Source organism: Mesorhizobium sp. M0698 (assembly GCF_040320455.1).
GTDB lineage: Bacteria > Pseudomonadota > Alphaproteobacteria > Rhizobiales > Rhizobiaceae > Mesorhizobium.
On sequence record NZ_JAMYPQ010000001.1, the window covers coordinates 705,575 to 731,383 of the forward strand.

The 25,809-nt window shown below is 61.9% G+C and carries 24 protein-coding genes, 1 tRNA gene and 1 pseudogene; 12 read left to right on the forward strand and 14 right to left on the reverse strand.

Going from position 1 to position 25,809, the window contains the following annotated elements:
- Window positions 1–61: 61 nt before the first annotated feature.
- The 5 genes and pseudogenes from coxB to NKI16_RS03540 form a co-directional block, all read right to left on the reverse strand.
- Entirely contained in the window at window positions 62–877 is an 816-nt protein-coding gene (gene coxB, locus NKI16_RS03520) for a cytochrome c oxidase subunit II (protein ID WP_023678900.1), read from the reverse strand.
- 157 nt (window positions 878–1,034) lie between these two features.
- A pseudogene (locus tag NKI16_RS03525) lies at window positions 1,035–1,227 on the reverse strand (efflux RND transporter permease subunit); the annotation flags it as partial.
- A 6-nt stretch (window positions 1,228–1,233) separates the two neighbouring features.
- Complete coding sequence (locus NKI16_RS03530) at window positions 1,234–2,580, reverse strand: PQQ-dependent sugar dehydrogenase (protein ID WP_023678898.1); 1,347 nt, start codon at window positions 2,578–2,580, stop codon at window positions 1,234–1,236.
- On the reverse strand, window positions 2,580–3,029 hold the full coding sequence (locus NKI16_RS03535; RefSeq protein ID WP_023678897.1) for a DUF2231 domain-containing protein: 450 nt from the start codon (window positions 3,027–3,029) through the stop codon (window positions 2,580–2,582). The genes NKI16_RS03530 and NKI16_RS03535 overlap by 1 nt, the downstream gene beginning before the upstream one ends.
- A 131-nt stretch (window positions 3,030–3,160) precedes the next feature.
- Window positions 3,161–3,517, reverse strand: a complete 357-nt coding sequence (locus NKI16_RS03540; protein ID WP_023678896.1) for an SPW repeat protein — start codon at window positions 3,515–3,517, stop codon at window positions 3,161–3,163.
- A gap of 495 nt (window positions 3,518–4,012) precedes the next feature.
- Here NKI16_RS03540 and NKI16_RS03545 point away from each other — a divergent pair, with 495 nt between their 5' ends.
- From NKI16_RS03545 to NKI16_RS03555, 3 genes are all read left to right on the forward strand, one after another.
- Window positions 4,013–5,107, forward strand: a complete 1,095-nt coding sequence (locus NKI16_RS03545) for a glycosyltransferase family 4 protein (RefSeq protein WP_023678895.1) — start codon at window positions 4,013–4,015, stop codon at window positions 5,105–5,107.
- Window positions 5,108–5,344: 237 nt separating this feature from the next.
- Window positions 5,345–6,211, forward strand: a complete 867-nt coding sequence (locus tag NKI16_RS03550) for a class I SAM-dependent methyltransferase (protein WP_023678894.1) — start codon at window positions 5,345–5,347, stop codon at window positions 6,209–6,211.
- Between the two features lie 349 nt (window positions 6,212–6,560).
- Window positions 6,561–9,140 (forward strand): bifunctional diguanylate cyclase/phosphodiesterase, encoded by a 2,580-nt coding sequence (locus tag NKI16_RS03555; protein WP_036239064.1) that lies wholly within the window; start codon window positions 6,561–6,563, stop codon window positions 9,138–9,140.
- An 88-nt stretch (window positions 9,141–9,228) separates the two neighbouring features.
- Here the strand turns inward: NKI16_RS03555 and radC are convergent, their stop codons facing one another.
- Both radC and map read right to left on the reverse strand, forming a co-directional pair.
- Window positions 9,229–9,975 carry a RadC family protein gene (radC, locus tag NKI16_RS03560; protein WP_023678891.1) on the reverse strand — a complete coding sequence of 249 codons (747 nt, stop codon included), beginning with the start codon at window positions 9,973–9,975 and terminating at the stop codon, window positions 9,229–9,231.
- A gap of 52 nt (window positions 9,976–10,027) precedes the next feature.
- The gene (map, locus tag NKI16_RS03565) at window positions 10,028–10,855 is read right to left on the reverse strand and encodes a type I methionyl aminopeptidase (RefSeq protein ID WP_023678890.1); all 828 of its coding nucleotides are present in this window, start codon (window positions 10,853–10,855) and stop codon (window positions 10,028–10,030) included.
- A gap of 298 nt (window positions 10,856–11,153) precedes the next feature.
- On the opposite strand from map, the gene NKI16_RS03570 reads away from it, so the two are divergent.
- Complete coding sequence (locus NKI16_RS03570) at window positions 11,154–11,450, forward strand: DUF982 domain-containing protein (protein ID WP_023678889.1); 297 nt, start codon at window positions 11,154–11,156, stop codon at window positions 11,448–11,450.
- Between the two features lie 125 nt (window positions 11,451–11,575).
- Here NKI16_RS03570 and NKI16_RS03575 read toward each other — a convergent pair.
- From NKI16_RS03575 to phaC, 3 genes are all read right to left on the reverse strand, one after another.
- Window positions 11,576–11,650, reverse strand: a tRNA-Glu gene (locus NKI16_RS03575).
- A gap of 174 nt (window positions 11,651–11,824) precedes the next feature.
- Window positions 11,825–12,931, reverse strand: coding sequence for a YcbK family protein (locus tag NKI16_RS03580; RefSeq protein ID WP_245274770.1), 1,107 nt, complete (start codon window positions 12,929–12,931; stop codon window positions 11,825–11,827).
- Between the two features lie 327 nt (window positions 12,932–13,258).
- A complete protein-coding gene (gene phaC, locus NKI16_RS03585) occupies window positions 13,259–15,094 on the reverse strand; it encodes a class I poly(R)-hydroxyalkanoic acid synthase (protein WP_352622412.1) in 1,836 nt (611 codons plus the stop codon).
- Between the two features lie 97 nt (window positions 15,095–15,191).
- Between phaC and NKI16_RS03590 the strand changes: the two genes are divergently transcribed.
- The 5 genes from NKI16_RS03590 (at window position 15,192) to recJ (ending at window position 21,162) form a co-directional block, all read left to right on the forward strand.
- On the forward strand, window positions 15,192–15,578 hold the full coding sequence (locus tag NKI16_RS03590; protein ID WP_023678887.1) for a hypothetical protein: 387 nt from the start codon (window positions 15,192–15,194) through the stop codon (window positions 15,576–15,578).
- A 40-nt stretch (window positions 15,579–15,618) separates the two neighbouring features.
- Window positions 15,619–16,836 (forward strand): LL-diaminopimelate aminotransferase, encoded by a 1,218-nt coding sequence (locus tag NKI16_RS03595; protein WP_023678886.1) that lies wholly within the window; start codon window positions 15,619–15,621, stop codon window positions 16,834–16,836.
- 40 nt (window positions 16,837–16,876) lie between these two features.
- The gene (locus NKI16_RS03600) at window positions 16,877–18,190 is read left to right on the forward strand and encodes a homoserine dehydrogenase (RefSeq protein ID WP_352500850.1); all 1,314 of its coding nucleotides are present in this window, start codon (window positions 16,877–16,879) and stop codon (window positions 18,188–18,190) included.
- A 143-nt stretch (window positions 18,191–18,333) separates the two neighbouring features.
- Window positions 18,334–19,317, forward strand: coding sequence for a class II fructose-bisphosphatase (gene glpX / locus NKI16_RS03605; RefSeq protein WP_352922254.1), 984 nt, complete (start codon window positions 18,334–18,336; stop codon window positions 19,315–19,317).
- Window positions 19,318–19,377: 60 nt separating this feature from the next.
- The gene (recJ, locus tag NKI16_RS03610) at window positions 19,378–21,162 is read left to right on the forward strand and encodes a single-stranded-DNA-specific exonuclease RecJ (protein WP_023678883.1); all 1,785 of its coding nucleotides are present in this window, start codon (window positions 19,378–19,380) and stop codon (window positions 21,160–21,162) included.
- A gap of 19 nt (window positions 21,163–21,181) precedes the next feature.
- Here recJ and NKI16_RS03615 read toward each other — a convergent pair whose 3' ends face one another.
- The 3 genes from NKI16_RS03615 to folE form a co-directional block, all read right to left on the reverse strand.
- Complete coding sequence (locus NKI16_RS03615) at window positions 21,182–22,153, reverse strand: patatin family protein (RefSeq protein WP_023678882.1); 972 nt, start codon at window positions 22,151–22,153, stop codon at window positions 21,182–21,184.
- 84 nt (window positions 22,154–22,237) lie between these two features.
- Window positions 22,238–22,708 carry a phosphoribosyl-AMP cyclohydrolase gene (hisI, locus tag NKI16_RS03620; protein ID WP_352568834.1) on the reverse strand — a complete coding sequence of 157 codons (471 nt, stop codon included), beginning with the start codon at window positions 22,706–22,708 and terminating at the stop codon, window positions 22,238–22,240.
- A gap of 10 nt (window positions 22,709–22,718) precedes the next feature.
- Window positions 22,719–23,381 carry a GTP cyclohydrolase I FolE gene (gene folE / locus NKI16_RS03625; protein ID WP_023678880.1) on the reverse strand — a complete coding sequence of 221 codons (663 nt, stop codon included), beginning with the start codon at window positions 23,379–23,381 and terminating at the stop codon, window positions 22,719–22,721.
- A 240-nt stretch (window positions 23,382–23,621) separates the two neighbouring features.
- Between folE and NKI16_RS03630 the strand changes: the two genes are divergently transcribed.
- Entirely contained in the window at window positions 23,622–24,068 is a 447-nt protein-coding gene (locus NKI16_RS03630; RefSeq protein ID WP_023678879.1) for an iron-sulfur cluster assembly scaffold protein, read from the forward strand.
- On the opposite strand, the gene NKI16_RS03635 is transcribed toward NKI16_RS03630, so the two are convergent.
- The gene (locus NKI16_RS03635; protein WP_023678878.1) at window positions 24,065–24,979 is read right to left on the reverse strand and encodes a LysR substrate-binding domain-containing protein; all 915 of its coding nucleotides are present in this window, start codon (window positions 24,977–24,979) and stop codon (window positions 24,065–24,067) included. The two genes, NKI16_RS03630 and NKI16_RS03635, sit on opposite strands and share 4 nt — an antisense overlap.
- 91 nt (window positions 24,980–25,070) lie before the next feature.
- On the opposite strand from NKI16_RS03635, the gene NKI16_RS03640 reads away from it, so the two are divergent.
- Window positions 25,071–25,238: a hypothetical protein gene (locus NKI16_RS03640; RefSeq protein WP_198023609.1), complete on the forward strand. Its 168-nt coding sequence runs from the start codon at window positions 25,071–25,073 to the stop codon at window positions 25,236–25,238.
- A 79-nt stretch (window positions 25,239–25,317) separates the two neighbouring features.
- The gene (gene yidD, locus NKI16_RS03645) at window positions 25,318–25,692 is read left to right on the forward strand and encodes a membrane protein insertion efficiency factor YidD (protein WP_031212323.1); all 375 of its coding nucleotides are present in this window, start codon (window positions 25,318–25,320) and stop codon (window positions 25,690–25,692) included.
- The last annotated feature ends 117 nt before the right edge of the window (window positions 25,693–25,809 follow it).

Here is a 25,809-nt window from a genome sequence, read left to right on the forward strand (position 1 = left end):
CCGACAGTTCGGGCTTGCCACACTAATTTCAATCCCGACGGCGCGCCGTCGTTCCGGTTTCCTACTCTGCCGAGCCCATCTGCTGGGGGGCGGACAGCTGCGCAAAAGTCTGCTGCTGGCCAAGCCACGCCAGATAGTCTTCCTGAGTATCGACCATGACCACGCCATGCATCATCGGATGTCCCTGGCCGCAGAGTTCGGCACACAGGACCTGGAAGGTCCCCGTCTTGGTCGGAGTGAACCAGAAATAGGTGACCGAGCCCGGGATCATGTCCATCTTGGCGCGGAATTCCGGCACGTAGAAATCGTGCAGCACATCGACCGAGCGGAGCAGCATCTTGACCGGTTTGCCTACCGGGAGGTGCAGGTCGGCCGCTTCCACTACGACATCGTCCTGGCCGTTGGCATCGGTGGCGATGACGCCGAGTGGATTTTCAGCGTTGACGTCGCGAGTGTCGGATGTGCCGAGCTTGCCGTCCTTGCCGGGGAGGCGGAAACTCCATTGCCACTGCTGGCCGACGACTTCGACCTCGGTTGCGTCGCTTGGAACGTTAACGAACCGGCTCCAGACGAACAGGCCTGGAACGAGCAAAGCGGTGACGCCAACCGCGGTGACGACCGTCAGCCAGGATTCGAGCCGCCTGTTCTCAGGTTCATATGCCGCCTGATTGCCTTCCCGATGACGGAAGCGGAAGACGCAATAGGCCATGAAAAGAACCACGGCGGCGAAGACGACACCGGTGATCCAGAAAGTTATGATGATGGTGTTGTCGATATAGTCCCAGTTCGAGGCAATCGGCGTCCACCACCATGGGCTCAGGAAGTGGAACAACACCGAGCCCACGACTATCAGAACGAGTACAAGCGCAACGGCCATGTCCCGGTTCCTCCCGGTATTCCAAGCGGCGCAAGCCGTCCCGGGAAATACCAAGTGCATCATAACTTGATTTGCGATGAAAATTCTAGAGCCGGCTGTGGGAAGGGCAAAAATACCATTTCGGCGCTGGCGGTCCTTCGGTTCGGTGGCAGCGCGTGGCAAACATCGTCAGCGTCGAGTAACCGGCAAGGGCGGGCACGCCGAATGTGCTCGGCAGAGTCACCGGAACGGCGATCGTCGGGGATCGTCGCGCGCAGGTTCTGCAGGAACAGCAGCATGACGAAGAACGTCAGCACGATTGCTTCGACCAGTGTCCGTTCACCTGCTCGACGCTCGACGAAGGGAGTGGAGCCACTTTATTGGCCGGCAGATGTCACCCGCCAAACTGTGTTGCCGACGTCGTCGGCGATGAGCAGGGCCCCGGTTTTGTCTACAGCCAGGCCGACAGGCCGGCCGCGCGCCTTGTTGTCCTTGTCCAGGAAGTCAGTCACCACGTCGGTAGCGACGCCGCTCGGACGGCCGCCGCTGAATGGTACGAACACTACCTTGTAGCCATTGAAGCGCGTGCGGTTCCAGCTGCCATGCTCGCCAACGAAGGCGCCGCCGCGATATGCCTCGGGAAGGCTGGTTGCCGTATAGAAGGCCAGTCCCAGAGGGGCGACGTGGGAACTCAGTGCATAATCCGGAACGATCGCTTTTGCGACCAGGTCCGGACGTTGGGGCATGACGCGGGGATCGAGATGCTGGCCGTAATAGCTGTATGGCCATCCGTAGAAGCCGCCATCCTTTACCGAGGTCAGATAATCCGGCACGAGATTGGGGCCGAGCTCGTCGCGCTCATTGATCACTGCCCAGAGCGCCCCGGTCTGCGGCTCCCAGCTCAGGCCGTTTGGATTGCGCAAACCGCTGGCGAAAATGCGCGACCGGCCGGTGGCCCTGTCTACCTGCCAGATGGCGGCGCGGTTCTTCTCCGCCTCGATGCCGTTTTCGGCGACGTTGCTGTTCGAGCCGATGCCGACATAGAGCAGCGAGCCGTCGGGGCTTGCCACCAGGCTCTTCGTCCAATGGTGGTCGATCGGGCCGCCGGGCAGGGCGGTTAGCGGCGTCCCGGGCGCGGTGATCTTTGTGTCACCGGTGTTGTAGGGATAGCGGACGATGGAGTCGGTATTGGCGACGTAGAGATCGCTTCCCACCAGCGCCACGCCAAAGGGGGAGCTCAGGTGGTCGAGGAATACGCTGGTCAGCTCCGGCTTGCCATCGCCATCGGTGTCGCGCAGCAGCGTAATGCGGTTGCTTGGGCCGCTGTCGCCGCCCGAGGTGACCCAGGATTCGATCCAGCCCATCACCAAATCCTTGGGCCGTTTGATCGGTTCACCACCCGGCGCCTTGGACTCGACCACCAGGACGTCGCCATTGGGCAGCACGTAAAGCGACCGCGGATGCTGCAAGCCGTGGGCATAAGCCTGGATCTGCAGCCCCTGCGCGACGGTCGGCTTTTCGTCGTTCTTCCATCCGACCACGGAAGCGAGATGCATGGGCGGGAAGAAATATTGGATCGGCTCCGGCAGGTTTGGATTCGGCCCTATCTGACTGCTGGGATCCGGGTCGTTGCCGCTGCACGCTGCAAGAGTGATCGCCGCAGTGCAAACGAGGACGGACACCGCGATGCGCCTGGTCTGACCGATGGAGCTTGCTATGCGCATCAATCCGCCACTCCGACGTGATGCCGGTACACCATGGACCAGCCCAGCCAACCAGTGAAGATGAGGATGAGCACGACAACCGCCGAGAGGATCAAGCCGGTAGGAACGATGGAGGTCCATGCATCGCGGGTGTGCACGAGCATGTTGATGATGGATAACGCCAGCGCCAGAAGATTGCCGAGCACGTGCGGCCAGGCGGGGGGCTGTGCCCTTATCAGCGGATTGGCCAGGAAATCGATCAGCCCCGCGATCGCTGCTAGGCAGCCCATGATCACGCCGATGGTAACCAGCCAAGCGGAGAAGTCAGCCCACATCATCTCCGCTGTTCGCCAATAGGCTAGATCCGTCAGCAGGGTGCCGACGAAGCAGGCGATCGGAAATGGCACGAGCATCGGATGAATAGGATGTCCTGCAATCCTGGCCGTCGAACGCGGATTGTCACCGACCATAATGCGCCATCCTCCCTATTCTCGTCCAAACAAACGCCGCCTGCCCGGCCTCCGGCGGCTGTTGCCGAGAGACCGGCAGACGATCGATAGATCCGTCAGGCCCAAAAAAGGGCGCTGGCTGGCTGCGCCTGTTAGGCGGCGGACTGGGTCGGCGGGTTCTGATACATCATCCAGAGCTCGATCGCCGCCAGCACGGCGACCAGAATGCCGATCACGACATGCACGGTCATCGCCGTGGTCGCCTGGAATCCAAGCACCCAGGGCGATGCGAGAACCCACAGTCCGACGACCAGGTTCACCCACTCTTCCCACACGGCAAATGCTGCGAGGGCGGCAACCGAAAGCACGACGATCAAGATTCCGCTGCCGAGGGCGTTCTGCGTCTGCGGGCCTGCCGCAAATGCGAAGATCCAGGGAGAGAAGAACAGAATTGCCCCAAGGATCAGGTTGGCTACGTCACAGAGCCTGGCGTTTGTCCACTGGTTCATGGCATCCTCCATAAGGAGCGTTTATGGCTCCCGAGTTCGGCAAGGTGGTGCCTGAGTTCGGCGCGATACGCCCGAAGCCGCTCACTCCGTGTCACGGCAGTGCCCTTGCCCGGCCGGAGTTGCGCATGTGGCGAACTCCAGTCAAATCCGGCTATCTAACTGAATTCCGGGCTTTATGTTCCATTGGGCACCGGCACGCCTGGATCAATTGATGGTGATCGAACAAATCCAAACCTGCCTGTCAGGGGGCGGCGGGGCGGCGGCGCGTAGCTCATTCTGTCTTTTTATCGAGCCGGTGAAACATTTCTCATGGATCGCAGTTCTTGGATGCAGAGGAGTTGAATAAGGGAAACCTGATTGCACGGGAGGAGCACGGACGGCACAACTATAAATACGCTCTGCATAGAATACTTCGCAACGGGAAGCTCTCGCTTGTCTTGGTTGCCGCCGAAGCTTGTTTGAAAGACGGCGATCGCCGCCGAAAAGATTTTCTAAATGAAAATAGCCCAGATCGCACCGCTAACCGAATCCGTGCCGCCCCGAACCTACGGTGGAACCGAGCGAATTGTTTCGTATCTGACCGAAGAACTTGTCCGACAGGGCCACGAGGTGACGCTGTTCGCCAGCGCCGATTCTCGTACCTCAGCCGAGCTGGTGCGGTGTTGCGACGTCGCGCTGCGCCTGAACCCCAGGGTCCAGGACGGTGGTCCGCACCATGTTATGATGCTTGAACGGGTGCGCCGGCGAGCCGATGAATTCGACGTTTTACATTTCCACGTCGATGTCCTGCACTTCCCCATAATTCGGGATTTTGCCAGACGAACGGTTACCACGCTTCACGGCAGGCTCGACCTGCCCGATCTGGCGCAGCTTTATGCGATGTTCGACGACGTTCCCCTGGTCTCGATCTCCTTCGACCAGCGCCGGCCCATGCCGCCCGTCAATTGGGTTGGAACCGTGCATCACGGCCTGCCCCGCGATCTTCTGCCATTCCACCCGAACACCTCTGGCTATCTTGCGTTTCTCGGTCGCATCTCGCCGGAAAAGGGGCCGGAAGCGGCCATAGAAATAGCAGCGCGGGCCGGGTTTCCCCTGAAGATCGCCGCCAAGATCGACAAGGTGGACCAGTCGTTCTGGAAGGAAAGGGTCGAGCCGCAAGTGCTGCGGCATTCGAACGTGGAGTTCATTGGCGAGATCGATGAGCGGCAAAAGGCGGATTTTCTGGGCAATGCGATAGCGCTTTTGTTTCCGATCGACTGGCCGGAACCCTTCGGGCTCGTAACGATCGAAGCAATGGCCTGCGGTACGCCGGTGGTTGCGTTCCGGCGTGGCGCCGCCCCGGAGATCATCGATGACGGTGTGTCCGGATGGATCGTGGATACGGTGGAGGAAGCCGTGGGCGCGCTCCGGCGCATAGACAGCCTCGATCGCGCACGAGTGCGGCAGACGTTCGAGAAGCGGTTCACGGTCGAGCGCATGTGCAGCGATTATGTGGCACTCTACCGAGCACTCACGAGCAGCACGGCAGACGCAGTTGCCCCCACAAACGAGCTCTCCAGAAATATCGCGATGGTGGCTGTGCCGGGCTGAGGAACCGACTAATCCACATACAGACCACGACGGCGGAGTCCGGGAGCGCCTGCGGGGTCTTGTCGCCGGGCGCGGCGATCGCGCCAGAAGCCTTTGATCAGCAGCAAGCCTTCCCGGGGCTAATGCTTTCGCGAGCGGCGGCGCACTGCCGCCCGGTCCGGATTGACGCGCGCTACTTTCGCTGCAAAGGTGTTTTAACGACTTGTTTACCATGCGTCAGTCAGGGGTGGGGGGAATTTGGAACGGTTTCTGGGCGCGAACCGCCTTAATTGGGATGATCGGGCCGAACTGCACTCGACCGACACAACGGGCAGCTACCACATCGAGAATGTGCTGGCCGGCGGATCCAATCTCTATGAGCTGGAAACACGCGAGCTCGGCGACATCGCCGGCAAGGATATCGTCCACCTGCAGTGTCACATCGGTCTTGACACGATCAGCCTGAAGAATCTCGGCGCAGGCAGCGTGACCGGGCTCGACTTTTCACCGACGGCGATCGTGGCGGCGCGGGATTTTGCTGCGAAGGCAGGCACCGACGTGCGCTTCGTGGAAGCGCCACTGTTCGAGGCGGTGGAAGCGCTCGGCCGGACCTTTGATATCGCTTACGTTACTTGGGGTTCGGTAAACTGGCTGGACGACGTGTTCCGTTGGGCGCGGGTGGTTGCCGATCTTCTGCGACCCGGCGGCCGCCTCTACATGGCCGAGGGCCATCCATTGATGTTTCAGTGCGATCGAAAGGCCGCGGCCCTGGAATTGAAGCACGACTGGCGAACGCCGATAGCTCGGCCGCTCGCCTGGAACGAGGAACTGACCTACACCGGCGATGATCGTATCTTGAAGCATCCTCGCTATTATGAATGGATCCACCCGATCAGTGACGTGGTGAATGCGCTGATTTCAGCTGGTCTGACGCTCGATTTTCTCAATGAGCATGACACGGTTTCGTGGCAGCACTTTTCATTTGCCGTGCGGGCCGGCAAGGATATGTACGGCCTACCCGAGAACTCTCCCAAGATACCGATGGCCTATTCCATTGGCGCGACGAAGCGCAGCGTCGGCAAGATACCATACCTTGTGTCTCCCAAGGCGATTGAGGGGCACTAGTCCAGGTCAACGCTCCAGAGTACTCGGGTCGGAGCGTCGACTTGTGCAATCGCGCTCGTGCGCCTCGATCTTCCGAGCAAGGCTGATCTAGCTGGCGTTTCATGTTGGTCCGCATCGTGCAGCCCGCCTTCAGCATCGCTGTCGGTATCGCAGCCGGCGTCAGCCGTCGGAAAATGAAATTTCTCAGGAGTATGAAGGTCAAATTAAACATTGAAAGCTAATGTTCCTCATCGGGTCGACCCCGAGAACCTGAAAACGGCACTTGAGGAATCGCCTATTGGCTTTTTTCCGCGCTAGGTTCAACGGCATCAAGGAGGCCGTCTTTTCGTCGGCAAATATTCCGGCGGCGATCGCGTTTGTCGTCATCCTTGTCAGCGCAGCGTTCGCGGAGCACCAGAACAAAATCGTCTCGGACCAGGCCGTCCGTGCGGACGTGCTGACCAAGGTCAATCTCATCCGCGCCAAGCTCGAAGGCAATATCAATGGAAACCTCCAGCTCGTGCGTGGACTGGTCGCCGCGGTCGTGACCGAGCCCTATATGGGACAGCAACGCTTCGCCTCGCTCGCGAGCAATCTGTTTGGCGCCGACTCGCAATTGAACGATATTGCCGGCGCGCCCGATCTGGTCGTTTCCCTTATGTATCCGATGGAGGGTAACGAGCAGGCGATGGGTCTGGACTACCGCAAGAACGAGCGGCAGCGTGCAGCTGCGCTAAGGGCGCGAGACGAACGCAAGCTGGTGCTTGCCGGTCCCGTCGACCTGAAACAGGGAGGACAAGGCTTCATCGGCCGCTTTCCGGTCTTCGTGCCGAGCGCTGGCAATACGGAACGGTTCTGGGGTATCATTTCCGCCGTTGTCGACGTGCAGCGCCTTTACAGAGCGAGCGGCTTGCTTGACGACGATCTCGGGATCGACGTAGCGCTGATCGGCAGGGACGCCCTCGGTCACCGAGGTGGTCAATTCTACGGCAATGAGGAGATCAGCAAAAGCGATCCGGTGACGGCTGACGTTTTGCTTCCTTCCGGCTCGTGGCAGCTCGCGGCCATTCCCAAAAATGGCTGGCCTTCGACGCCAAGCAACGCATGGTTGTTGCGCGCGATCATGGCGACGGCCGGAGCCTTGGTTGTGTTCCCTTTCCTGGTCACAGGCCGCCTGATTGGCGAAAGACAGCGCAATTATGCGGAATTGCGTCGATTGTCACGACGCTTGGAACTCGCTCTGGAAGCTTCGGCTATTGGGGTTTGGGAACACGATCTCGCGACCAACGAGCTTACGTGGGATGATCGCGTCAACGAAATATATGGCAAACCAACCGGCGAGCACCGGGGCTACCCAGACTGGGCGGGAGCAATCCACCCAGATGATTTGGCTGGCGCCAACGCGGACTTCGACAGGGCAGTGGCCAGCGGACGACCATATTTGTCTGAGTACCGGATTGTGCGTCAGGATGGCGAGATCCGTCATGTCCGGTCCAAGGCGATCCTCTACCGGGTCGCAAACGACACCCCAAAAATGATCGGCGCGGAATGGGACGTGACTGCCGACGTCCTGCTGAACAAGGATCTGGTTCGTGCAAAACAGCTGTCCGAGTCGAAAAATGCAGAACTCGAGTCGGCCAAAGCGCGCATAGAGCACATCGCGCTTCATGATTCGCTGACCGGCTTGCCCAACCGGCGTTACCTCGACCAGGTACTGGAACATTACGCGGCAAACGCCAGGCGCTCAGGCGGGCACGCGGCACTGCTTCACATAGATCTGGATCGGTTCAAGCACATCAACGATACGCTGGGCCACGCCGCCGGTGACGCGATGCTGGTTCACGCGTCAACCGTGCTCAGGTCGAAGGTCGGCGACGAGGGATTCGTCGCCCGTATCGGGGGAGACGAATTCATCGTTCTGTGCGTGGTGCGCGACGATACCAAGCAACTGGCGCTGCTCGCCGACCGCATCATCAGCCAGATGCGCGAACCCGTCTACTATCAGGGTCATCGATGCCGTTTTGGTGTCAGCGTGGGAATCGCTGTCGATAACGCAAAAGATGTCGAAGCCAAACACCTGCTGGTGAACGCCGATATCGCCCTTTACCGAGCAAAGGGGCGGGGCCGCAATCGATACGAATTCTTCACCGACGCGATGCAAAGCGAAATCGTCGATACTAAGCGGATTGCCGACGAAATTCTCGGCGGCCTCGAGCGCAACGAGTTCATCCCCTTCTACCAGCCCCAATTTGACGCAAAGACGCTCGAAATCGTTGGGGTTGAGGCGCTGGCGAGGTGGAAACATCCAATAAAGGGTATTTTGGCGCCCGACATCTTCCTGAGGATTGCAGAAGAACTGAACGTCGTCTCGATCATCGACCAAGCCATATTGAAGCAATCGCTTTCGGATTTCGAAGAGTGGTCCGCTGCAAAACTTCACATTCCGCGGGTGTCGGTCAATGTCTCGGCCAGGCGCCTTCAAGACGAGGAGCTCATCAAGAGCCTGCGAGAACAAAATATCAAGAAAGGAACAGTTTCGTTCGAGCTTGTTGAGTCGATTTTCCTGGACGAGAACGACGACCTTGTCACCTGGAATATCGAGCAGATAAAAGAGCTGGGGATTGACGTCGAAATAGACGATTTTGGTACCGGCTACGCTTCGATGGTCAGTTTGCTGAAGTTGCAGCCGCGCCGGCTGAAGATAGATCGGCAGCTGGTCACCCCAATCGTCAAATCTCCGCAGAGAAGGCAGGTTGTCTCGTCGATCATTGAAATCGGCAAGTCGCTGGGTATCGAGGTCGTGGCGGAAGGCGTCGAGACGATGCAGCATGCACGGCTACTCAAGGGCCTGGGCTGCGACATATTGCAGGGTTATGCCTTCGGCCACGCATTCGATTCCGAGGGACTTAAGACCTTTGTCCGATCGCGACGCCTGCGCACGGCCAGCTGAGCCTCGGCGCCAGAATTTATCGAGCCGACCGCCTTCACGTTGCGGTACAGAGGCGCACAGCGGACAAAGCAGAAAACAACGCCAAACCTCAGATCAGCAGCAGGCCCTTCATGCTGGAGTGGCCTTTCCTGCCGATGATGATGTGGTCGTGAACGGCAATGCCAAGCGGTTTGGCCGTCTCTATGATCAGCTTGGTCATCTCGATGTCGGCGCGCGACGGCGTCGGGTCTCCCGACGGATGGTTATGCGCCAGAATGATCGCCGTGGCGGAGAGCTCCAAGGCGCGCCTGACCACCTCGCGCGGATAGACCGGTGTGTGGTCGACGGTGCCGACCTGCTGGACTTCGTCGGCGATCAGCGCGTTTTTCTTGTCGAGGAACAGGATGCGGAACTGCTCGCGCTCCTCGAAGGCCATCACCGACCGGCAGTATTCGAGAACCTGCGTCCAGGTCGACAACAGCTCGCGGCCGGCGATCTCGCCGCGCGCCATGCGCTGCGCCGTTGCCGCAACCACCTTGAGGTCGAGCGCCACCGCCGGGCCGATGCCCTTCACCTCCTGCAGGCGCTCGACGGGCGCGCCGAGGACCTCGGCCAATGTACCGAAGCGTGCCAGCAATGCCTTGGCGACAGGCTTGGTGTCGGCGCGGGGGATCAGCCGAAACAATAAAAGCTCGAGCAGTTCGTAGTCGGGGAGGGTGTTGGTACCGGCGGCGAAGCGCTCGCGCAGGCGGTCGCGATGGCCGAGATAATGCGGCTTGTCGGCGGCCACCGCCTTCGCGGGTGATCGCACTGGCCTTTCGGGAAAGAAGGCCCGCTCGTCGTCGTCACCGTTCATGGCTGCCCCACCCAGCATTTGCCGGGCAAGGTAACGCCCGATCTGCCAGACACTAGGCCCGCAGGCCGGGGCGGTCGAGGTTTTTTGGCGACAGCGTGAAGATCTCGCAGCCGGTCTCGGTGACGCCGATCGTGTGCTCGTACTGCGCCGACAGCGAACGGTCGCGCGTCACCGCGGTCCAGCCGTCCGACAGCACTTTCACATGCGGCCGGCCGAGATTGATCATCGGCTCGACGGTGAAGATCATGCCCGGCCGCATCTCGACGCCTTCGCTGGCGCTGCCGTAATGCAGGATATTCGGCGCGTCGTGAAACAGCCGGCCAACCCCGTGGCCGCAGAAATCGCGCACCACCGAGCAACGCTCGGCTTCGGCATAGGTCTGGATGGCGGCGCCGATGGCGCCGGTTCGGGCGCCCGGCTTGATTGCCGCGATGCCGCGCATCAGGCACTCATACGTGACTTCGAGCAGCCGCTCCGCGGCACGCTTGATCGTGCCCACCGGATACATGCGCGAGGAGTCGCCATGCCAGCCGTCGAGGATATAGGTGACGTCGATATTGACGATGTCGCCATCCTTCAACGGCTTGCTGTCGGGTATGCCGTGACAGACGACGTGGTTGATCGAGGTGCAGGATGATTTCGTGTAGCCACGGTAGTTGAGCGTCGCCGGAAGCGCGCCATGGTCCATCCCGAACTCGAAGACGAAGCGATCAATCGCTTCGGTGGTGACGCCGGGCGCCACAATCGATACCAGTTCGTCGAGGCAGCGCGCGGTGAGATCGCAAGCCTTGCGCATGCCGACAAAACCTTCCTCGTCGTAAAGACGGATCTGGCCGGTGTTTCTGAGCGGTGCCGTGGCGGCGTCGAGATAGGTGACCATTTTTATCCGTCTTGCAGGGATGCGAGGCCTGGATGAGCCTCCGCGAGAGAAACCTTCCCAGATTTGGCACTGGAAAGCGCAAGGTTCAAGGACGAACTGCCGGCGACGGCCGAAGACCGGCGATATTCACGCCTGGGAGCATTCTCCTTGCCTCTAGCGGCCCATGCTTCGCCGGGTTCATTGACCACCGTAGTGACGACACATTTCTAGGCGAGAAGCGGCCCAGGCATTAAGCCGCCACGGCAATTTTTTGCGACGAACGGCGTTGCTGCGGGGGTGTCAGTTCGGGAGAGATCGAATGGACAGACTGCAATTCGAGGTGCCGGTGCGGATCGCGCCTGTGCCCGGCCAGCCGGTCGAGGAAATCTACAGTGTCGAGCAGGCGCTCGATTTTCTGCAAACGTGGCCGGTTCGCCGGAAGGGACCAACCTACCAGGCCGCGTTCAATGCCTGTTTTGGCGCCACGGTGGACATCGTCGAGACCGAAGACGCATGGCGGGCCTTCATGGCCTTTTGCCGGGTGAGCGGCCTGCTTGCCAGGGACATGATGGTTCCGCGCAAGCGCGGCGGCGAGGCGAGGGGACTGCGGGCGTAGACAGCCTTCGACGTAGTCCTCAGTCGTCTTCGCCTCTTCTTGCCGACATCCCCATCAGAGTGGCGGGTCCAGCAAAGCTTGCGCAGCATCACGCTGGCGATAGACATAATGCCAAGTTGAAATGCTGGTACGCCCAAGGGGAATCGAACCCCTGTTACCGCCGTGAAAGGGCGGTGTCCTGACCGCTAGACGATGGGCGCGCTCAGATGTGAGCGCTTATAGTTGCGTCGCGACAAACCGGCAACCCGTCTGCCGCCGGCTGCGACAACTTTTTTCCTTTGGCTCCAAACCGCGTCTTTCCGACAGCCAAGCTGGTTTTTGCGGCATGATGCAACGCCGCCGAAGGGCCTTCGCGGTGACGGAAGATCCTCGCCCTAGCCGCGCCTGCGGCAGCGCCAGTTCCAGTCGCGCTCCGGTCCGACATCGACGTGAACGGATTCGGTGTGGCAGTAAGTGCCGACGCCGCCGCGGCCCGGCATGGTGCGGATGTAGCTCGCCAGTTCCCACTTCGAGACGCCGGGGACCTGGATGTCGGCGGCGGCGCAGTACATGTGCAGCGAATTCTTGGCGCCGTTGGCGCGGCGGTTGCGGGCCGGATCGCGATAGCCGGAGGTGACCGTCATCTTGCGGCCGTAGTGGCCTTCGATCGTCTTCAGCACGCGAACCAGCGACGGCTTCAAGCAGGCGACATCGACGCTTTCGTTCTGTTTCAGGAGGCCGTTGGGCGCCAGCCGGGCGAGGCCGGCGGCGGAGGCGACCTGGTAAGCGCCACCCGAACCTTCGTCTTCGTTGAGATCGACGTCACTCTCATCGTCGAGGCCGGATTTGCGCTTGATCTCGAACAGCGCCGTCTGGCGCACGCCGGGCAGCGCATCGGCCGTGAAGTGGCTGGTATCGCCCGTCGACACCAGCTGCACCGGCTTTTCAGCCGAATTGGCCGAGGCCAGGGTAACGGTGGGTTTTGCCGCAGGCGTCGCCTGCACGACCGTTGGCTGCCCGCCCGATCTGCTGTTGGCCGGCGATGCTGCCGAAGCGGGGGTGGCGCTGAACAGCGAGGCCAGGAAGTTTTTCTTCGGTGCGTAGGCCTGTGGCTGCGGCATCTCGCCGGCGGTCACATAGACCGGGTTGTTCATCGCCGGCGCTGCGGCCTTGGCGTCGGGCTTCGATGCATCAGCACTGTTCTGTGCCACGGCCTGATCGGCCGTCTGGGCGTTTGGTTGCAGCGGCTGCGGCGTGTGTCCCGCGATCGTCTCGGCTGCCGTGGGAACGGCGATCGGGAAGCCGGCATCGGGCTTGGCCCCTGGCTTGGCCACTGGCACATAGGCGACCTGCTCGGGAAGGTTGGCGTCGCCGTCGGCATTCATCGTCATTTGTGCGCTTGTCATCTGCGACGATGATGCGGCCGTGCTGGCCTGGGGCGCACCGGCGGCCGTGCTGATTTCGGTAGCCGAGGTATTGTAGCCTGGCATGCCGACCGACATGGTCGGGTCGCCGGCCGAGGTGCAGGACGCCAGGAGCACCGAGAAAAGCGCCGCCACAATGGCGCGGCTTTCTCCCTTCGCGAGGCGCGATCCTGCTGATCTCAAAACAAAATTCCCCCTCGATATCCGACCGGTTCGTCATTGGCGCGGCGTCGAAACGTCTCGTCGAAATGACCCTTGTTCCCCGAACCGGAAACGAGACCTGTGTCAAATCTGCAAGCCTCAAAGTAATTTGGCGGCTAGAGGATGAATCAAGGCTGCTCAGGGTTGACGGCACCATTTCGCCCGCTTTTGGCGGCGCGTCAACTCACCACACATTACAGATGGTTACACGCGCACCTTGACATAGGTGCCGGGGGCTTCGCCTAGAACTTGCATATGCTCGCCCGGTTTGCGGGCCGGTACGCGGGTATTGTCCTTGGCTTCGATCCAGCGTTGCCAGTGCGGCCACCAGGAACCGGGATGGTCGGTGGCCCCGGCGAGCCACTGGTCGAAGTCGCCGGCCGGCTTGCCGCCGGTCCAGTAGTGATATTTCTGCGCCGCCGGCGGATTGACGACCCCGGCGATGTGGCCGGAGCCGGCCATGACGTAATCGACCTCGCCGCCGAAATATTTCGAGCCGAGGAATACCGACAGCGCCGGCGCGATATGGTCCTCCTTAGAGGCGAGGTTGTAGACCGGCATGGTAACGTCCTTCAGCGAAACCGTGCGGCCCGCCAGTTCCATCATGCCTTGCGAAAGCCTGTTCTCGAGATAGCAATTGCGCAAATAGAAAGAATGGTTGGCAGCGCCCATGCGGGTCGAATCGGCATTCCAGTAGAGCAGGTCGAAGGGCAGGGGATCCTTGCCGCGCATGTAGTTGTTGACGACATAGGGCCAGATCAGGTCGCCCGAGCGCAGCATGTTGAAGGCGGTCGCCATCTTGGTGCCGTCGAGATAGCCTTTTTCGTTCATCGCCTTTTCGACGGCCGCGACCTGCTCCTCGTCGACGAACACTTTTAGATCGCCGGCATAGGTGAAATCGACCTGGGTGGTGAAGAAGGTCGCCGATTTGATGCGGTGGTCGCCTTCCTGCGCCATCAAGGCCAGCGCTGCCGCCAACAGCGTGCCGCCGACGCAATAGCCGATGGCGTTGACTTGCCTTTCGCCGGTGGCCTTCTCGATCGTGTCGAGGCCGTATTGCAGGCCCTCCCTGATATAGGCCTCCCAGCTCTTGGCGCCGTGCCGCTCGTCCGGGTTGATCCAGGAGATTACGAACACGGTGTGGCCTTGCTCGACCGCCCAGCGAATGAAGGATTTTTGCGGGTTGAGGTCGAGGATGTAGTATTTGTTGATCCATGGCGGGCAGATCAGCAGCGGCCGCTTGAGCACGGTGTCGGTAGTCGGCTCGTATTGCAGGATTTCGGCGACGTCGCTGCGGCCGACCACCTTACCCGGGGTGGCGGCGAGATTCTTGCCGATCTCGAAGGGCGAATAATCTGCCTGCCGCAGCTTCAGGTCACCCTTGCCCGCGGCGATGTCCTCGGCAAGCATCTTCATGCCGCGCACCAGGTTTTCGCCGTTGGAGGCGACAGTCTCGCGAAACAATTCCGGATTGGTCAGGATGAAATTCGACGGCGAGATGGCATTGGACACCTGCTTGACATAAAAGCCGGCCTTGTGGCGGGTGTGCTCGTCCAGGCCGTCGGCGTGCTCGACCAGTTCGGCCGCCCAGCGCGAGGTGACCAGATACGCCTGTTTGAGGAAATCGAAGAAGGCGTTGCGGCCCCATTCCGGGTCCTGGAAACGCTTGTCACCGCGCTCGGGCTTGACCGCGTCCTCGGCGTCCTCGGCGCCGGCGCCGATGCGCTGGACGGCGTTGGCCCAGACGGTCATGTAGCCGGAAAACAGCCGCGTTTGCGCCTCCAGCGCGCGCTGCGGGTCGGAGAGCCAGTACTCGGTGAGCTTGGAGAACGTCTTCACCATGTCGACGACCGGCTCGGCGACGTGATCGCGCACCTCGCCCTTTTCCCGCGGCTCGGCCCATGCCGAGGCGGCCTTGCCGGCCTGCTCGATCATGCGGGCCATGTTCAGAGCGAAGCGCTCCGGGTCCTTCACCAGATATTGCTCGACGGTCGAAGGTTGGTCATCTTCCGCTTTGCCCGAATCGGGTGTTTTGGACATGGTTCGCGGGGTTCCTCCCGAAGCGTTTTGTTGACATATTACCATGGGATATCGAACAGGGTCCAATGTGCTCTAACCCGGCCGCCAGGAAAACAATATGACGATTAATATTGGCAAGAACGTTTTTTCCGGCACTGGTCGTTTTTGCCGCATGGCGCTCGTCCTGTTGGCGATGGCCGGTTGCACGAGCAGCAACATAGAAGGTGCAGCGCCCGCCACCGGCCTTGTCGGCGCGAAGGACACCGGTTCCTATCCGAACCTGAACATCCGGCCGCAGGTGGCGGCCGAGCAATTCACCGACGAGGAAAAGAACGCCAAGCTCGCCCAACTGAAGGCCGAGGAGCAGAGCCAGGCCGCCAAGGGCGGCGGCGTCAAGGTTGCGGACCAGGCAGCGCTGGACCAGCTGGCAAAAAAACACGGCGCCGAGGCGCTGAAGCAGATCGAAGGCAAATGCGACCCCGCTCTCGACCCTAGTTGCAAATAAGCTTATACGCGCGACCGCAACCTCACTGTCTGGAACTGCCATGGAAGAATTTCACAAGGTCCGCCGGCTTCCGCCCTATGTCTTCGAACAGGTCAACCGGCTGAAGGCCAGCGCCCGTTCGCGCGGCGCCGACATCATCGACCTTGGCATGGGCAATCCGGACCTGCCGACGCCCAAGGCCATCGTCGACAAACTCTGCGAGGTGGTACGCGATCCGCGCACGCACCGCTATTCGTCGTCGCGCGGCATTCCGGGCCTGCGTCGTGCCCAGGCCAACTACTATGCCCGCCGCTTCGGTGTGAAGCTCGACCCGGACAGCCAGGTGGTGGCGACGCTCGGCTCGAAGGAGGGCTTTGCCAATATGGCGCAGGCGATCACCGCCCCCGGCGATGTGATCCTGTGCCCCAACCCGACCTATCCGATCCACGCCTTCGGCTTCATTATGTCAGGCGGCGTCATCCGCTCGCTGCAGGTCGAGCCGGACGACGGCTTCATCCCGGCGTTGGAGCGCGGCATCCGCCATTCGATCCCGAAGCCGCTGGCACTGATCCTCAATTATCCATCCAACCCGACGGCACTGGTCGCTTCGCTCGATTTCTACAAGGAGGTGGTGGCCTTCGCCAGGAAGAACGACATCATCATCCTGTCGGATCTTGCCTATTCGGAGATCTATTTCGACGGCAATCCGCCGCCTTCGGTGCTGCAGGTGCCGGGCGCCATAGACGTCGCCGTCGAGTTCACCTCGATGTCGAAGACCTTTTCGATGCCGGGCTGGCGCATGGGTTTTGCGGTCGGCAATGAACGGCTGATCTCGGCGCTGACGCGAGTGAAATCCTATCTCGACTACGGCGCCTTCACGCCAATCCAGGTGGCGGCGGCGCATGCACTCAACGGCGACGGCGCCGACATCGCCGAAGTGCGCGACGTCTACCGCAAACGCCGCGATGTCATGGTCGACGCCTTCAGTCGCGCCGGCTGGACCATTCCCGCACCGGCGGCATCGATGTTCGCCTGGGCGCCGATCCCGGAGCCGTTCAAGCACCTGGGCTCGCTTGAATTCTCCAAGCTCCTGATCGAGCACGCCGACGTCGCGGTGGCGCCGGGCGTCGGCTTCGGCGAGCATGGCGACGATCACGTGCGCATCGCGCTGGTCGAAAACGAGCACCGGATCCGGCAAGCGGCGCGCAACATCAAGCGCTTCCTCGCATCCAGCGCCAAGCAGCCGAATAACGTCGTGCCGCTCGCCGCGCATCGCTGATTTTCTACACATGAACCGACTGAATGGGGCGTCGCCGGACATGGCTGAAGCGTTGCGTGTTGGAATTGCCGGGCTCGGCACCGTCGGTGCGTCGGTGGCCCGCGTGCTACGCGACAAGGCGGCCGAACTGACGCGGCAGTGCGGGCGCGACATCGTCGTGTCGGCGGTTTCGGCCCGCGATCCCAAACGCGACCGCGGCGTTGATCTTGGCACAGCACAGTGGTTCGACGACGCCGTCAAGATGGCGCAGACCGCCGAGATCGACGTGTTCGTCGAGCTGATCGGCGGCGACGAAGGCCCATCACGCTCGTCCGTCAAAGCGGCGCTCGAGGCCGGCCGCCATGTCGTCACCGCAAACAAGGCGTTGCTTGCCAAACACGGGGTGGCATTGGCCGAGATCGCCGAGAGGAAAGGCGTGCTGCTCAATTACGAGGCGGCGGTGGCCGGCGGCATTCCGGTTATCAAGACAATGCGCGAGGCGATGGCCGGCAATTCGGTGACCCGCGTTTTCGGCATCCTCAACGGTACCTGCAACTACATTCTGACGCGCATGGAAGCCGAGGGCCTGTCTTTCGATGCCTGCCTGAAGGATGCGCAACGGCTGGGCTATGCCGAAGCCGACCCGACCTTCGACATCGAGGGTCACGACACCGCGCACAAGCTGTCGATCCTGACCAGCCTTGCCTTCGGCACGAGGATCGCCGCCAACGATATCTACATGGAAGGCATCTCCAACATCAGCCAGGCCGACATCCGCGCGGCCGGCGATCTCGGCTACCGGATCAAGCTGCTTGGCGTCGCCCAACGCACCGAAAGCGGCATCGAGCAGCGCGTGCACCCGACCATGGTGCCGACGGCCTCGGTCATCGCGCAGGTGCACGGCGTCACCAATGCGGTGGCGATCGAAACCGACATCCTCGGCGAATTGCTGCTTTCCGGCCCTGGCGCCGGCGGCAACGCCACCGCGTCGGCGGTGATCGGCGACATTGCCGACATCGCCAAGAGCCGGCCTGGCTTCCAGCATGGTCCGGTCTTCGGCCGGCCGGCGAAGGAATTGAAGCCTTACAAGAAAGCGCAGATGCGCAGCCATGCCGGCGGTTATTTCATCCGGCTGACCGTACACGACCGCCTCGGCGTCTTCGCGGCAATAGCCAAGCGCATGGCCGACAACGACATTTCGCTGGAATCGATCGTCCAGCATGCCGCCGGGCCGGAAACCGAGGCACAGAAGACCGTCATCCTGGTGACCCACGAGACGACCGAGGCGGCGGTGCGCAAGGCCGTCGACGGCATCACCAGGGACAGCCTTCTGACCGACAAGCCGCAAGTCATCCGCATCGAGCGGGCCGGATAGCAGTCTCACATTTTGCGTTTAATCGATTGATATTGCTGCGCTTTCAAAAAGGTCCAGCGCAGGTCTTGCTGTTGTCACGGGGCTTTGACACAAGAAGCGCGTCTCTGGCGGGAGGCTAAACTGCCAACGAGGATTGTCCATCGATGAATGTGGCCCAGAACATTGTCGCCGGCCTCGACCGGATACTGACCATGGAATTGGTGCGCGTCACCGAACGCGCCGCGGTCGCGGCCGCCAGATTGCGCGGACGCGGCGACGAGAAAGCCGCCGACCAGGTCGCGGTCGATGCCATGCGGCAGGAGCTCAACCGTCTTGCCATCAACGGCACGGTGGTGATCGGCGAAGGCGAGCGCGACGAGGCGCCGATGCTCTATATCGGCGAGGAGGTCGGTACCGGCAAAGGCCCCGCTGTCGACATCGCGCTCGATCCGCTCGAAGGCACGACGATCTGCGCCAAGAACCTGCCCAATGCATTGGCTGTTATCGCCATTGCCGAAAAAGGCAGCCTTCTGTTCGCGCCCGACGTCTATATGGACAAGATCGCGATCGGCCCGGGCTATGCCGACGGCATCATCGACATCGATGCCTCGCCGGCCGAAAACATCGCCAGCCTGGCCAGGGCCAAGGGCGTGCTGGTGGCAGAGATCACCGCCTGCATCCTCGACCGGCCGCGCCATGGCGCCTTGATCGAAGCCGTGCGGGCGACAGGCGCCGCGATCCGGCTGATCGGCGACGGTGATGTCGCCGGGGTCATCCATACCACCGACCCGGACGAGACCGGCATCGACATCTATCTCGGCACCGGCGGCGCGCCGGAAGGCGTGCTCGCAGCTGCCGCCTTGCGCTGCACCGGTGGCCAGATGCAGGGCAAGTTGATCCTCGATACGCCGGAAAATCTGGCGCGCGCCGCCAAGATGGGCATCTCCGACCCTAAACGGATCTACCACACGCAAGACATGGCACGCGGCGACGTGCTGTTTGCCGCGACCGGCGTCACCGACGGCAATATGCTGGCCGGCGTCAAGTTCGGCCGCAATTTCATCACCACGCACACGATCGTCCTGCGATCGTCATCGCGGACCGTGCGCGAAATCAAGGCCAGGCACCAGGATCTGGAAAAGTTTTGATTTCGACTCAGTTAGCCGTTGCATACTGTGCGCAATGACAAATTGCAGACGGCGCGTCACGTGACTGGGGAAAGACGCTTTTTCCTCGATGTCAGGCAGTCGGCCACCGGCGTTTCCTGGGAACACCGGCTGACCGAGCGTCAGGACATGGCCGCGCTCGCCATCGCGCAAGGGTATGGCGTGCCCGATATCGTGGCACGCGTGCTGGCCGGGCGTGGCGTCACCGCCGAGCAGACCGAGCAGTTTCTGGATCCGACCATCCGCAACCTGCTGCCCGACCCGGCATCGCTGACCGACATGGACAAGGCCGCCTCTCGCATCGCCCAGGCGGTGATGGCCAGGGAAAAGGTGGCGATCTTTGGCGACTACGATGTCGACGGCGCGGCCTCATCGGCGCTGCTCAAGCGCTTTCTCGCGCATTTCTCGGTGCCGTCGGAGATCTACATACCGGACCGCATCTTCGAGGGCTACGGCCCCAATCCGGAAGCGATGCGCGAACTCGTTTCGCGCGGCGCGACGCTGATCGTCACCGTCGATTGCGGCACCAATAGTGCTGCTTCCATCGACGCGGCGAAGGCCGTCGGCGCCGACGTCGTGGTGCTCGATCACCATCAGGTCGGCGGGCCGTTGCCGGCGGCGACTGCGGTCGTCAACCCCAATCGCGAGGACGACCTTTCCGGCCAAGGTCATCTTTGTGCCGCCGGTGTCGTCTTCCTTTGCCTGGTGCAGACCGCGAAGATTCTGCGCAGCCGCCTGCCGGATGCCGCACCGCCGGACCTGCTTGGCCTGCTCGATCTGGTAGCGCTTGGCACCGTCTGCGACGTGGTGCCGCTCACCGGCATCAACCGCGCCCTCGTTGTCAAGGGGCTGCAGGTTGCGCGGCAGCAGAGGAACGAAGGGCTGGCGGCATTGGCGCGGGTCTCGCGTATCGGCGAGCCGATCAACACTTTCCATCTGGCCTTTCTGATCGGTCCGCGCATCAACGCCGGCGGGCGCATCGGCGACGCAGCACTTGGCAGCCGCCTGCTTGCAACCGACGACCCGGTCGAAGCCCGCACCATCGCCGAGACGCTGGATCGGCTCAACCAGGAGCGGCAGTCGATGGAGCAGGAGATGCTGGCCGCGGCGCGCTCAGAGGCCGACGCCGAGCTTGCCGGCGGCAATGGTCCGGCCATCGTGGTCACAGCCAGCAGCAACTGGCATCCTGGCATTGTCGGCCTGCTTGCCTCGCGGCTCAAGGACCATGCGCGCCGGCCCGCATTTGCCATCGCCTTCAACGCCAATGGTGTCGGTACCGGTTCAGGCCGTTCAGTGTCTGGCTTCGACCTCGGCCGGCTGGTGCGCGAGGCTGCCGATGCCGGACTTATCGTCAAGGGCGGCGGCCACGGAATGGCGGCCGGCATCACTGTCGAGCGGGCGAAGCTCGGCGAACTCAGGGCTTTCTTCGAAGAGCGCGCGGCGGTGGACGTGTTCCGCCTGCAAGGCGAGGAGAGCCTGGCGATCGACGGCGCGCTTGCCGCCGAGGGCGCCACGCTTGCGCTGCTCGATGCGCTTGAGAGGGCAGGGCCGTTCGGCGCCGGGCATGTTGCGCCGGTGTTCGCGCTGCCGCGCCACCGGCTTGTCGATGCGCGGGCGGTCGGCAGCAACCACATCCGCGCCGACCTGCAGTCGGAAAGCGGCGGCCGCATCCAGGCGATCGCCTTTCGCGCCGTCGACACGGCTCTTGGCGAATTCCTGTTCAAGAACAGGGGTAAGCCGGTGCATGTCGCCGGCTCGCTGTCGGGCAACCACTGGAACGGCAACCGCACGGTGCAATTTCGTATCGTCGACGCGGCGCTTGCCTGAGAGCTCGCTGCCGCCCTGCCTAAGCGAGGACGGTCTGCAGCCGGGTCAGGTCGCCGATCTGCGCCATCGTTGCCTGGTAGCCGATACGGATCGCTTCGTCGGCGCGGTGGAATTCGGTCAGGCCGATATGGCTGAGCTTCGGCTGCAGCGATATGTCCGGCGGGTCGCCGGCCAGCCTGGCGCGCGAAATGCGGTCCTGGATGATGTTGAAGGCCTCGACCATGACGCCGGTAATGCCGAGCCGCGTCTCGCGCGACTGGCGTTCGGGATCGGCGTGGCCGGCCCTCGGCGCGTCTTTCTCGATGACCAGCTCGCCGGCATTGTGCTTGATCACCGCGGCGCGGCCGAACAGATCGTAGTGAAGGTTCACCGCAACCACGAGCGGCTGCTCGTAGGCACGGCAGACCGAGACCGGCACCGGATTGACCAGTGCGCCGTCAACCAGCACACGCCCATTGCAGGCGACCGGCTCGAACACGCCGGGCAGCGCGTAGGAGGCGCGCATTGCGGTGCTCAACGAGCCGCTCGACAGCCAGATCTCATGGCCGGTGCGGATTTCCGAAGCGACGCAGACGAATGGTTTTGGCAGGTCCTCGAAGCGGATGCCGGCTATGTGCTCGCGCAGCCGCGCATCGAGCTTCATGCCACCGAACAGGCCGCTGCCGCGTAGATTGAGGTCGAGAAGGCCAAAAATGCGCCGCCTGGTCAGGCTGCGCGCGAATTCTTCCAGCTCGTCAAGCTTGCCGGCAACATAGCAGCCGCCGACCAGCGCGCCGATCGAGGTGCCGGCGATCATCGACACTTCGATGCCGGCTTCGTCAAGCGCGCGCAGCACGCCGATATGCGCCCAGCCGCGCGCACAGCCGCCGCCCAATGCCAGCGAAATCCCTGTTTTGCCCGGAGATTTGGTTTCGGATGCGCCCGCGGCCGAGGAGAGGCCATTGGCCTCCCGAACGTCAGGTCTGTTGCGCAATGACGCCCAGTCGAGCATCACAATCTCCCTTGTCCCACGGCCATCCTATAGGCGGGCCGTATCGAAATCATGAATATACGTGGCTGAAGTGCTGCGAATGGTTCATATTGATGGTGTATTGCGCTTTCGATACGTTTTTTCCGCATCGAACAGCGGCTTGCTGCCGTCGCTGGCAAGTGTCCCTTTGCCATCGCTCAGCCCCACCGTCCGATAAAAGCATGAACGTCGGCCGGTGTGACAAGTTGCTTGGTGACCCAGCACTTTGACGCGCAACCATATCGCGTCCTGGTCACAATCCGTGAGCATCTCGACAACCTCCTGGACATTGCCCGAGGTTTCGCCCTTCTTCCACAGCGCGTTGCGCGAACGCGACCAGTAGTGCGCGATGCCGGTCTCGAGCGTCAGCGCCAGCGCCTCGGCATTCATGTGCGCGACCATCAGCAGCATGCCGTCTTCGGCATCGGTGACGACGGCGGTGACGAGGCCGCCGGCATCGAAGCGCGGCGAAAGGACCGTGCCTTCCTCAAGCGCCTTCTTGTCTGAGGGAGCTTTCGGGAACTCCAATGCCGACATTCGCCGGTCCTTATTTAACTAAGGTGGGGCGGGTCTGATCAGTTCCGCCGCCGCGCACCATGGTGACGAAGCGGACCTGCTCTTCGGGTGTATCCTTGAAGACGCCAGTGAAGGTCGAGGTCAGTGTGGTGGAGCCCTGTTTGCGGATACCGCGCATGGCCATGCACATATGCTCGGCCTCGAGCATGACGGCGACGCCACGCGGATTGAGCACGTCCTGGATGACCCCGGCAATCTGCGCCGTCATCGCTTCCTGGGTCTGCAGACGATGGGCGAAGATGTCGACGACGCGGGCGATCTTGGACAGGCCGACGACCTTGCCGTCCGGCAGATAGCCGACATGCGCCTTGCCGATGATCGGCACCATGTGGTGCTCGCAATGCGAGTGGAACGTGATGTCCTTGACGATCACGAGGTCATCGTAGCCGGCGACTTCCTCGAAGGTGCGGCCGAGTTCCTCGGCCGGACACATGTCGTAGCCGTTGAACATTTCGCGGAACGCCTTAGTGACGCGCTTCGGCGTGTCGATCAGACCCTCGCGGTCAGGGTTGTCGCCGGTCCAGCGCAGCAAGGTGCGCACCGCGGCTTCGACTTCGGCCTCGCTTGGCCGGTCGGTGACCGGCTTTTCCATATAGGCCGACTGCGGCATGAGTTTCTTGATAACGGCGTCCATAAAGGCGTCTCCCGTAGTTCCTCTCTTAGGAGGAACGAGTTGAACGGACCACGACCTTTCGGGTGTTAGAAACTCGCCCGGTTTCCAGCCCGTAAGTGGCGTGAACAGATTTGGGCATGACGAGGTTTGTGGTCGCCTTGTCGATACCCGACTACCGCCATTATATATGTTCGTGCCGAGCGAAAGGAAGACGCCAGAGCGGCAATCGCTGTTCGCTGGGCGGCGACGGATTGGAAAAATATGATCGACGATGTCTACAATGCGAAAATTCTGGGTTTTGCCGGAAATATCGCACGGATCGGCCGGCTCGACCGGCCCGACGCAACCGCACGAGCACATTCCAAACTGTGTGGCTCGACCGTGACCGTCGATCTGAAGATGGATGACGGCGTCGTCAGCGATTTCGCGCATGACGTGAAAGCCTGTGCGCTTGGCCAGGCGTCGTCTTCGATCATGGCGCAGCATGTCGTCGGCGCCAGTGCAGAAGAATTGCGCAGCGTGCGCGAGACGATGCTGAAGATGCTGAAGGAAAATGGCCCGCCGCCCGAAGGCCGCTTCGCCGACCTGAAATACCTGGAGCCGGTGCGCGACTATAAGGCGCGCCACGCCTCGACCATGCTGACCTTCGACGCAGTGGTCGATGCCATCGGCCAGATCGAGAAGAAGCGGGCGGAAGAGGCGGCTTAAACCTTGGCGAGAAAATGCCGGCTTTCGGCGAATTCCGCCCGGACCCACTCGGCAAAAGCCCTGGCTGGCTCGGAAAGGTCATTCAGCCTTCTGGCCACTAGCCAATAGGCGCCCGACGCGACGTCGATGTCGAAAGGCTTGATCAGCGCGCCGGACGCAAGTTCTTCGCCGATCTGCAAAAGATCGCCCAGCGCGACACCATGTCCAAGCAAGGCTGCCTGCTTCGAAAGCGAAGCATCGGCCAGCATCGGGCCGCGCGCAGGCACGGCATCAGCCGTCACGCCCGCCGCTTCGAACCAGCGCGCCCAAGCCTGACGGTTTTCTTCGTGCAGCAATGTATAGCGACCAAGGTCGATCGGCTTTTCCAGAGCTGGGCCGGATGCAAGAAGTGCCGGCGACAGAACTGGGGAATCGACGACCGCGGCAAGCTGTTCGGCTTCGCTGCGTGGCCATGAGGTGGCGTGTGCACTGAAACGTAGGGCAAGTTCGGGCTGATCGCTGCGAAACTCTATCAACCTCGGGTCGACCTCAAGGGAAACGTCGATGTCGGGTCGCAACTCGCGAAACCGGTTGAGCCGCGGCACCAGCCATACGGATGCGAGCGATGGCTCAACGCTGACACGTACCACGGACTGCGTCGGGGCCGCCGTCAATTCCGAAAGCAGCCTGTCGATGCCCTCGAAACTTCTGACCAACTGGTCGAGCAGCCGCCGGCCGGTGTCGGTCAACTCGACGCGGCGATGATGGCGGAAGAACAAAGGTTGGCGCAGGAAGGTTTCGAGCTCGCGGATCTGTCGGCTGATCGCCGCCTGCGAAACATAAAGCTCCTCGGCCGCACGGCTGAAGCTCAGGTGACGACCGGCTGCTTCGAAGCTTCTGAGAGCCGTCAGGGGGAGGTGTCCGCGCTTCATTCGCATAACTCAGAGTTATCTGACGTGGACGTTATTCTCGTTTGAAGAGCAAGGCCAGCGGCGCTCTAATCGGTGCTCAAGGAGTGCCGCCATGATCCAGTTTCTCAACATTCTGGGCGATGTCGTACGGATCGCGACGTTTCAGTGGTACGACGAGAAACCGCATAGGGATTGGTGCGAGGAGAGGCCGCCGACCAGCGTCGCCGTATGTCGGAAGCCGACGCCCGACCGCTACCCGGTTCGCCGTACCAGGCCATGACGGGATTGCCGGAACGGCATTGCGTTCCTGGCCCGATGCGCACATCTATCACGTAGGGAAACGCGATGTGGAGACTGCGGTGGTCGGCCAACATCGGCAAGCGCACGGCGCCAGACCGATTCGACAAGGACGCAATTGGCCCGGCCCGTGGCGCAAGACGCCGGGCCGCGTCTTCGGCACGTCGCTTGTCCGACTCTACCAGCTGACGCTGTCCGGCTTCGTCGGCAATTCCTGCCGGCATCTGCCGACCTGTTCCGAATACGCGCACGAAGCGATCGCCCGCCACGGGCTGTGGGCCGGCGGCTGGATGGGGTTTTTCCGGGTGCTGCGCTGCGGACCGTTCGGCACGCACGGCATCGACCGGGTGCCTGAGGCACTGGCTGATCGCTACCTCTGGTTCATGCCATGGCGGTACTGGCGGATCGGGAAAAAACGTGGCGACCTGGACAGTTGACCGCAACTGTGCGGTGCACAAAGGGACCGCTTTTTACGATCTGGTAGGGTTAACCGCAGCTTGCGCTGACATAGCGCATTTGAGACAAAATCGAGACAAGACACCTCGCTAAGCCGC

Bases quoted from the DNA above. Each gene is read 5' to 3' on its own strand.
- coxB (WP_023678900.1), bottom strand. From the start codon at position 877: ATGGCCGTTGCGCTTGTACTCGTTCTGATAGTCGTGGGCTCGGTGTTG.
- NKI16_RS03530 (WP_023678898.1), bottom strand. From the start codon at position 2,580: ATGCGCATAGCAAGCTCCATCGGTCAGACCAGGCGCATCGCGGTGTCC.
- NKI16_RS03535 (WP_023678897.1), bottom strand. From the start codon at position 3,029: ATGGTCGGTGACAATCCGCGTTCGACGGCCAGGATTGCAGGACATCCT.
- NKI16_RS03540 (WP_023678896.1), bottom strand. From the start codon at position 3,517: ATGAACCAGTGGACAAACGCCAGGCTCTGTGACGTAGCCAACCTGATC.
- NKI16_RS03545 (WP_023678895.1), top strand. From the start codon at position 4,013: ATGAAAATAGCCCAGATCGCACCGCTAACCGAATCCGTGCCGCCCCGA.
- radC (WP_023678891.1), bottom strand. From the start codon at position 9,975: ATGAACGGTGACGACGACGAGCGGGCCTTCTTTCCCGAAAGGCCAGTG.
- map (WP_023678890.1), bottom strand. From the start codon at position 10,855: ATGGTCACCTATCTCGACGCCGCCACGGCACCGCTCAGAAACACCGGC.
- NKI16_RS03570 (WP_023678889.1), top strand. From the start codon at position 11,154: ATGGACAGACTGCAATTCGAGGTGCCGGTGCGGATCGCGCCTGTGCCC.
- NKI16_RS03580 (WP_245274770.1), bottom strand. From the start codon at position 12,931: ATGTCGGTCGGCATGCCAGGCTACAATACCTCGGCTACCGAAATCAGC.
- phaC (WP_352622412.1), bottom strand. From the start codon at position 15,094: ATGTCCAAAACACCCGATTCGGGCAAAGCGGAAGATGACCAACCTTCG.
- NKI16_RS03590 (WP_023678887.1), top strand. From the start codon at position 15,192: ATGACGATTAATATTGGCAAGAACGTTTTTTCCGGCACTGGTCGTTTT.
- NKI16_RS03595 (WP_023678886.1), top strand. From the start codon at position 15,619: ATGGAAGAATTTCACAAGGTCCGCCGGCTTCCGCCCTATGTCTTCGAA.
- NKI16_RS03600 (WP_352500850.1), top strand. From the start codon at position 16,877: ATGGCTGAAGCGTTGCGTGTTGGAATTGCCGGGCTCGGCACCGTCGGT.
- glpX (WP_352922254.1), top strand. From the start codon at position 18,334: ATGAATGTGGCCCAGAACATTGTCGCCGGCCTCGACCGGATACTGACC.
- NKI16_RS03615 (WP_023678882.1), bottom strand. From the start codon at position 22,153: ATGCTCGACTGGGCGTCATTGCGCAACAGACCTGACGTTCGGGAGGCC.
- hisI (WP_352568834.1), bottom strand. From the start codon at position 22,708: ATGTCGGCATTGGAGTTCCCGAAAGCTCCCTCAGACAAGAAGGCGCTT.
- folE (WP_023678880.1), bottom strand. From the start codon at position 23,381: ATGGACGCCGTTATCAAGAAACTCATGCCGCAGTCGGCCTATATGGAA.
- NKI16_RS03630 (WP_023678879.1), top strand. From the start codon at position 23,622: ATGATCGACGATGTCTACAATGCGAAAATTCTGGGTTTTGCCGGAAAT.
- NKI16_RS03635 (WP_023678878.1), bottom strand. From the start codon at position 24,979: ATGAAGCGCGGACACCTCCCCCTGACGGCTCTCAGAAGCTTCGAAGCA.
- NKI16_RS03640 (WP_198023609.1), top strand. From the start codon at position 25,071: ATGATCCAGTTTCTCAACATTCTGGGCGATGTCGTACGGATCGCGACG.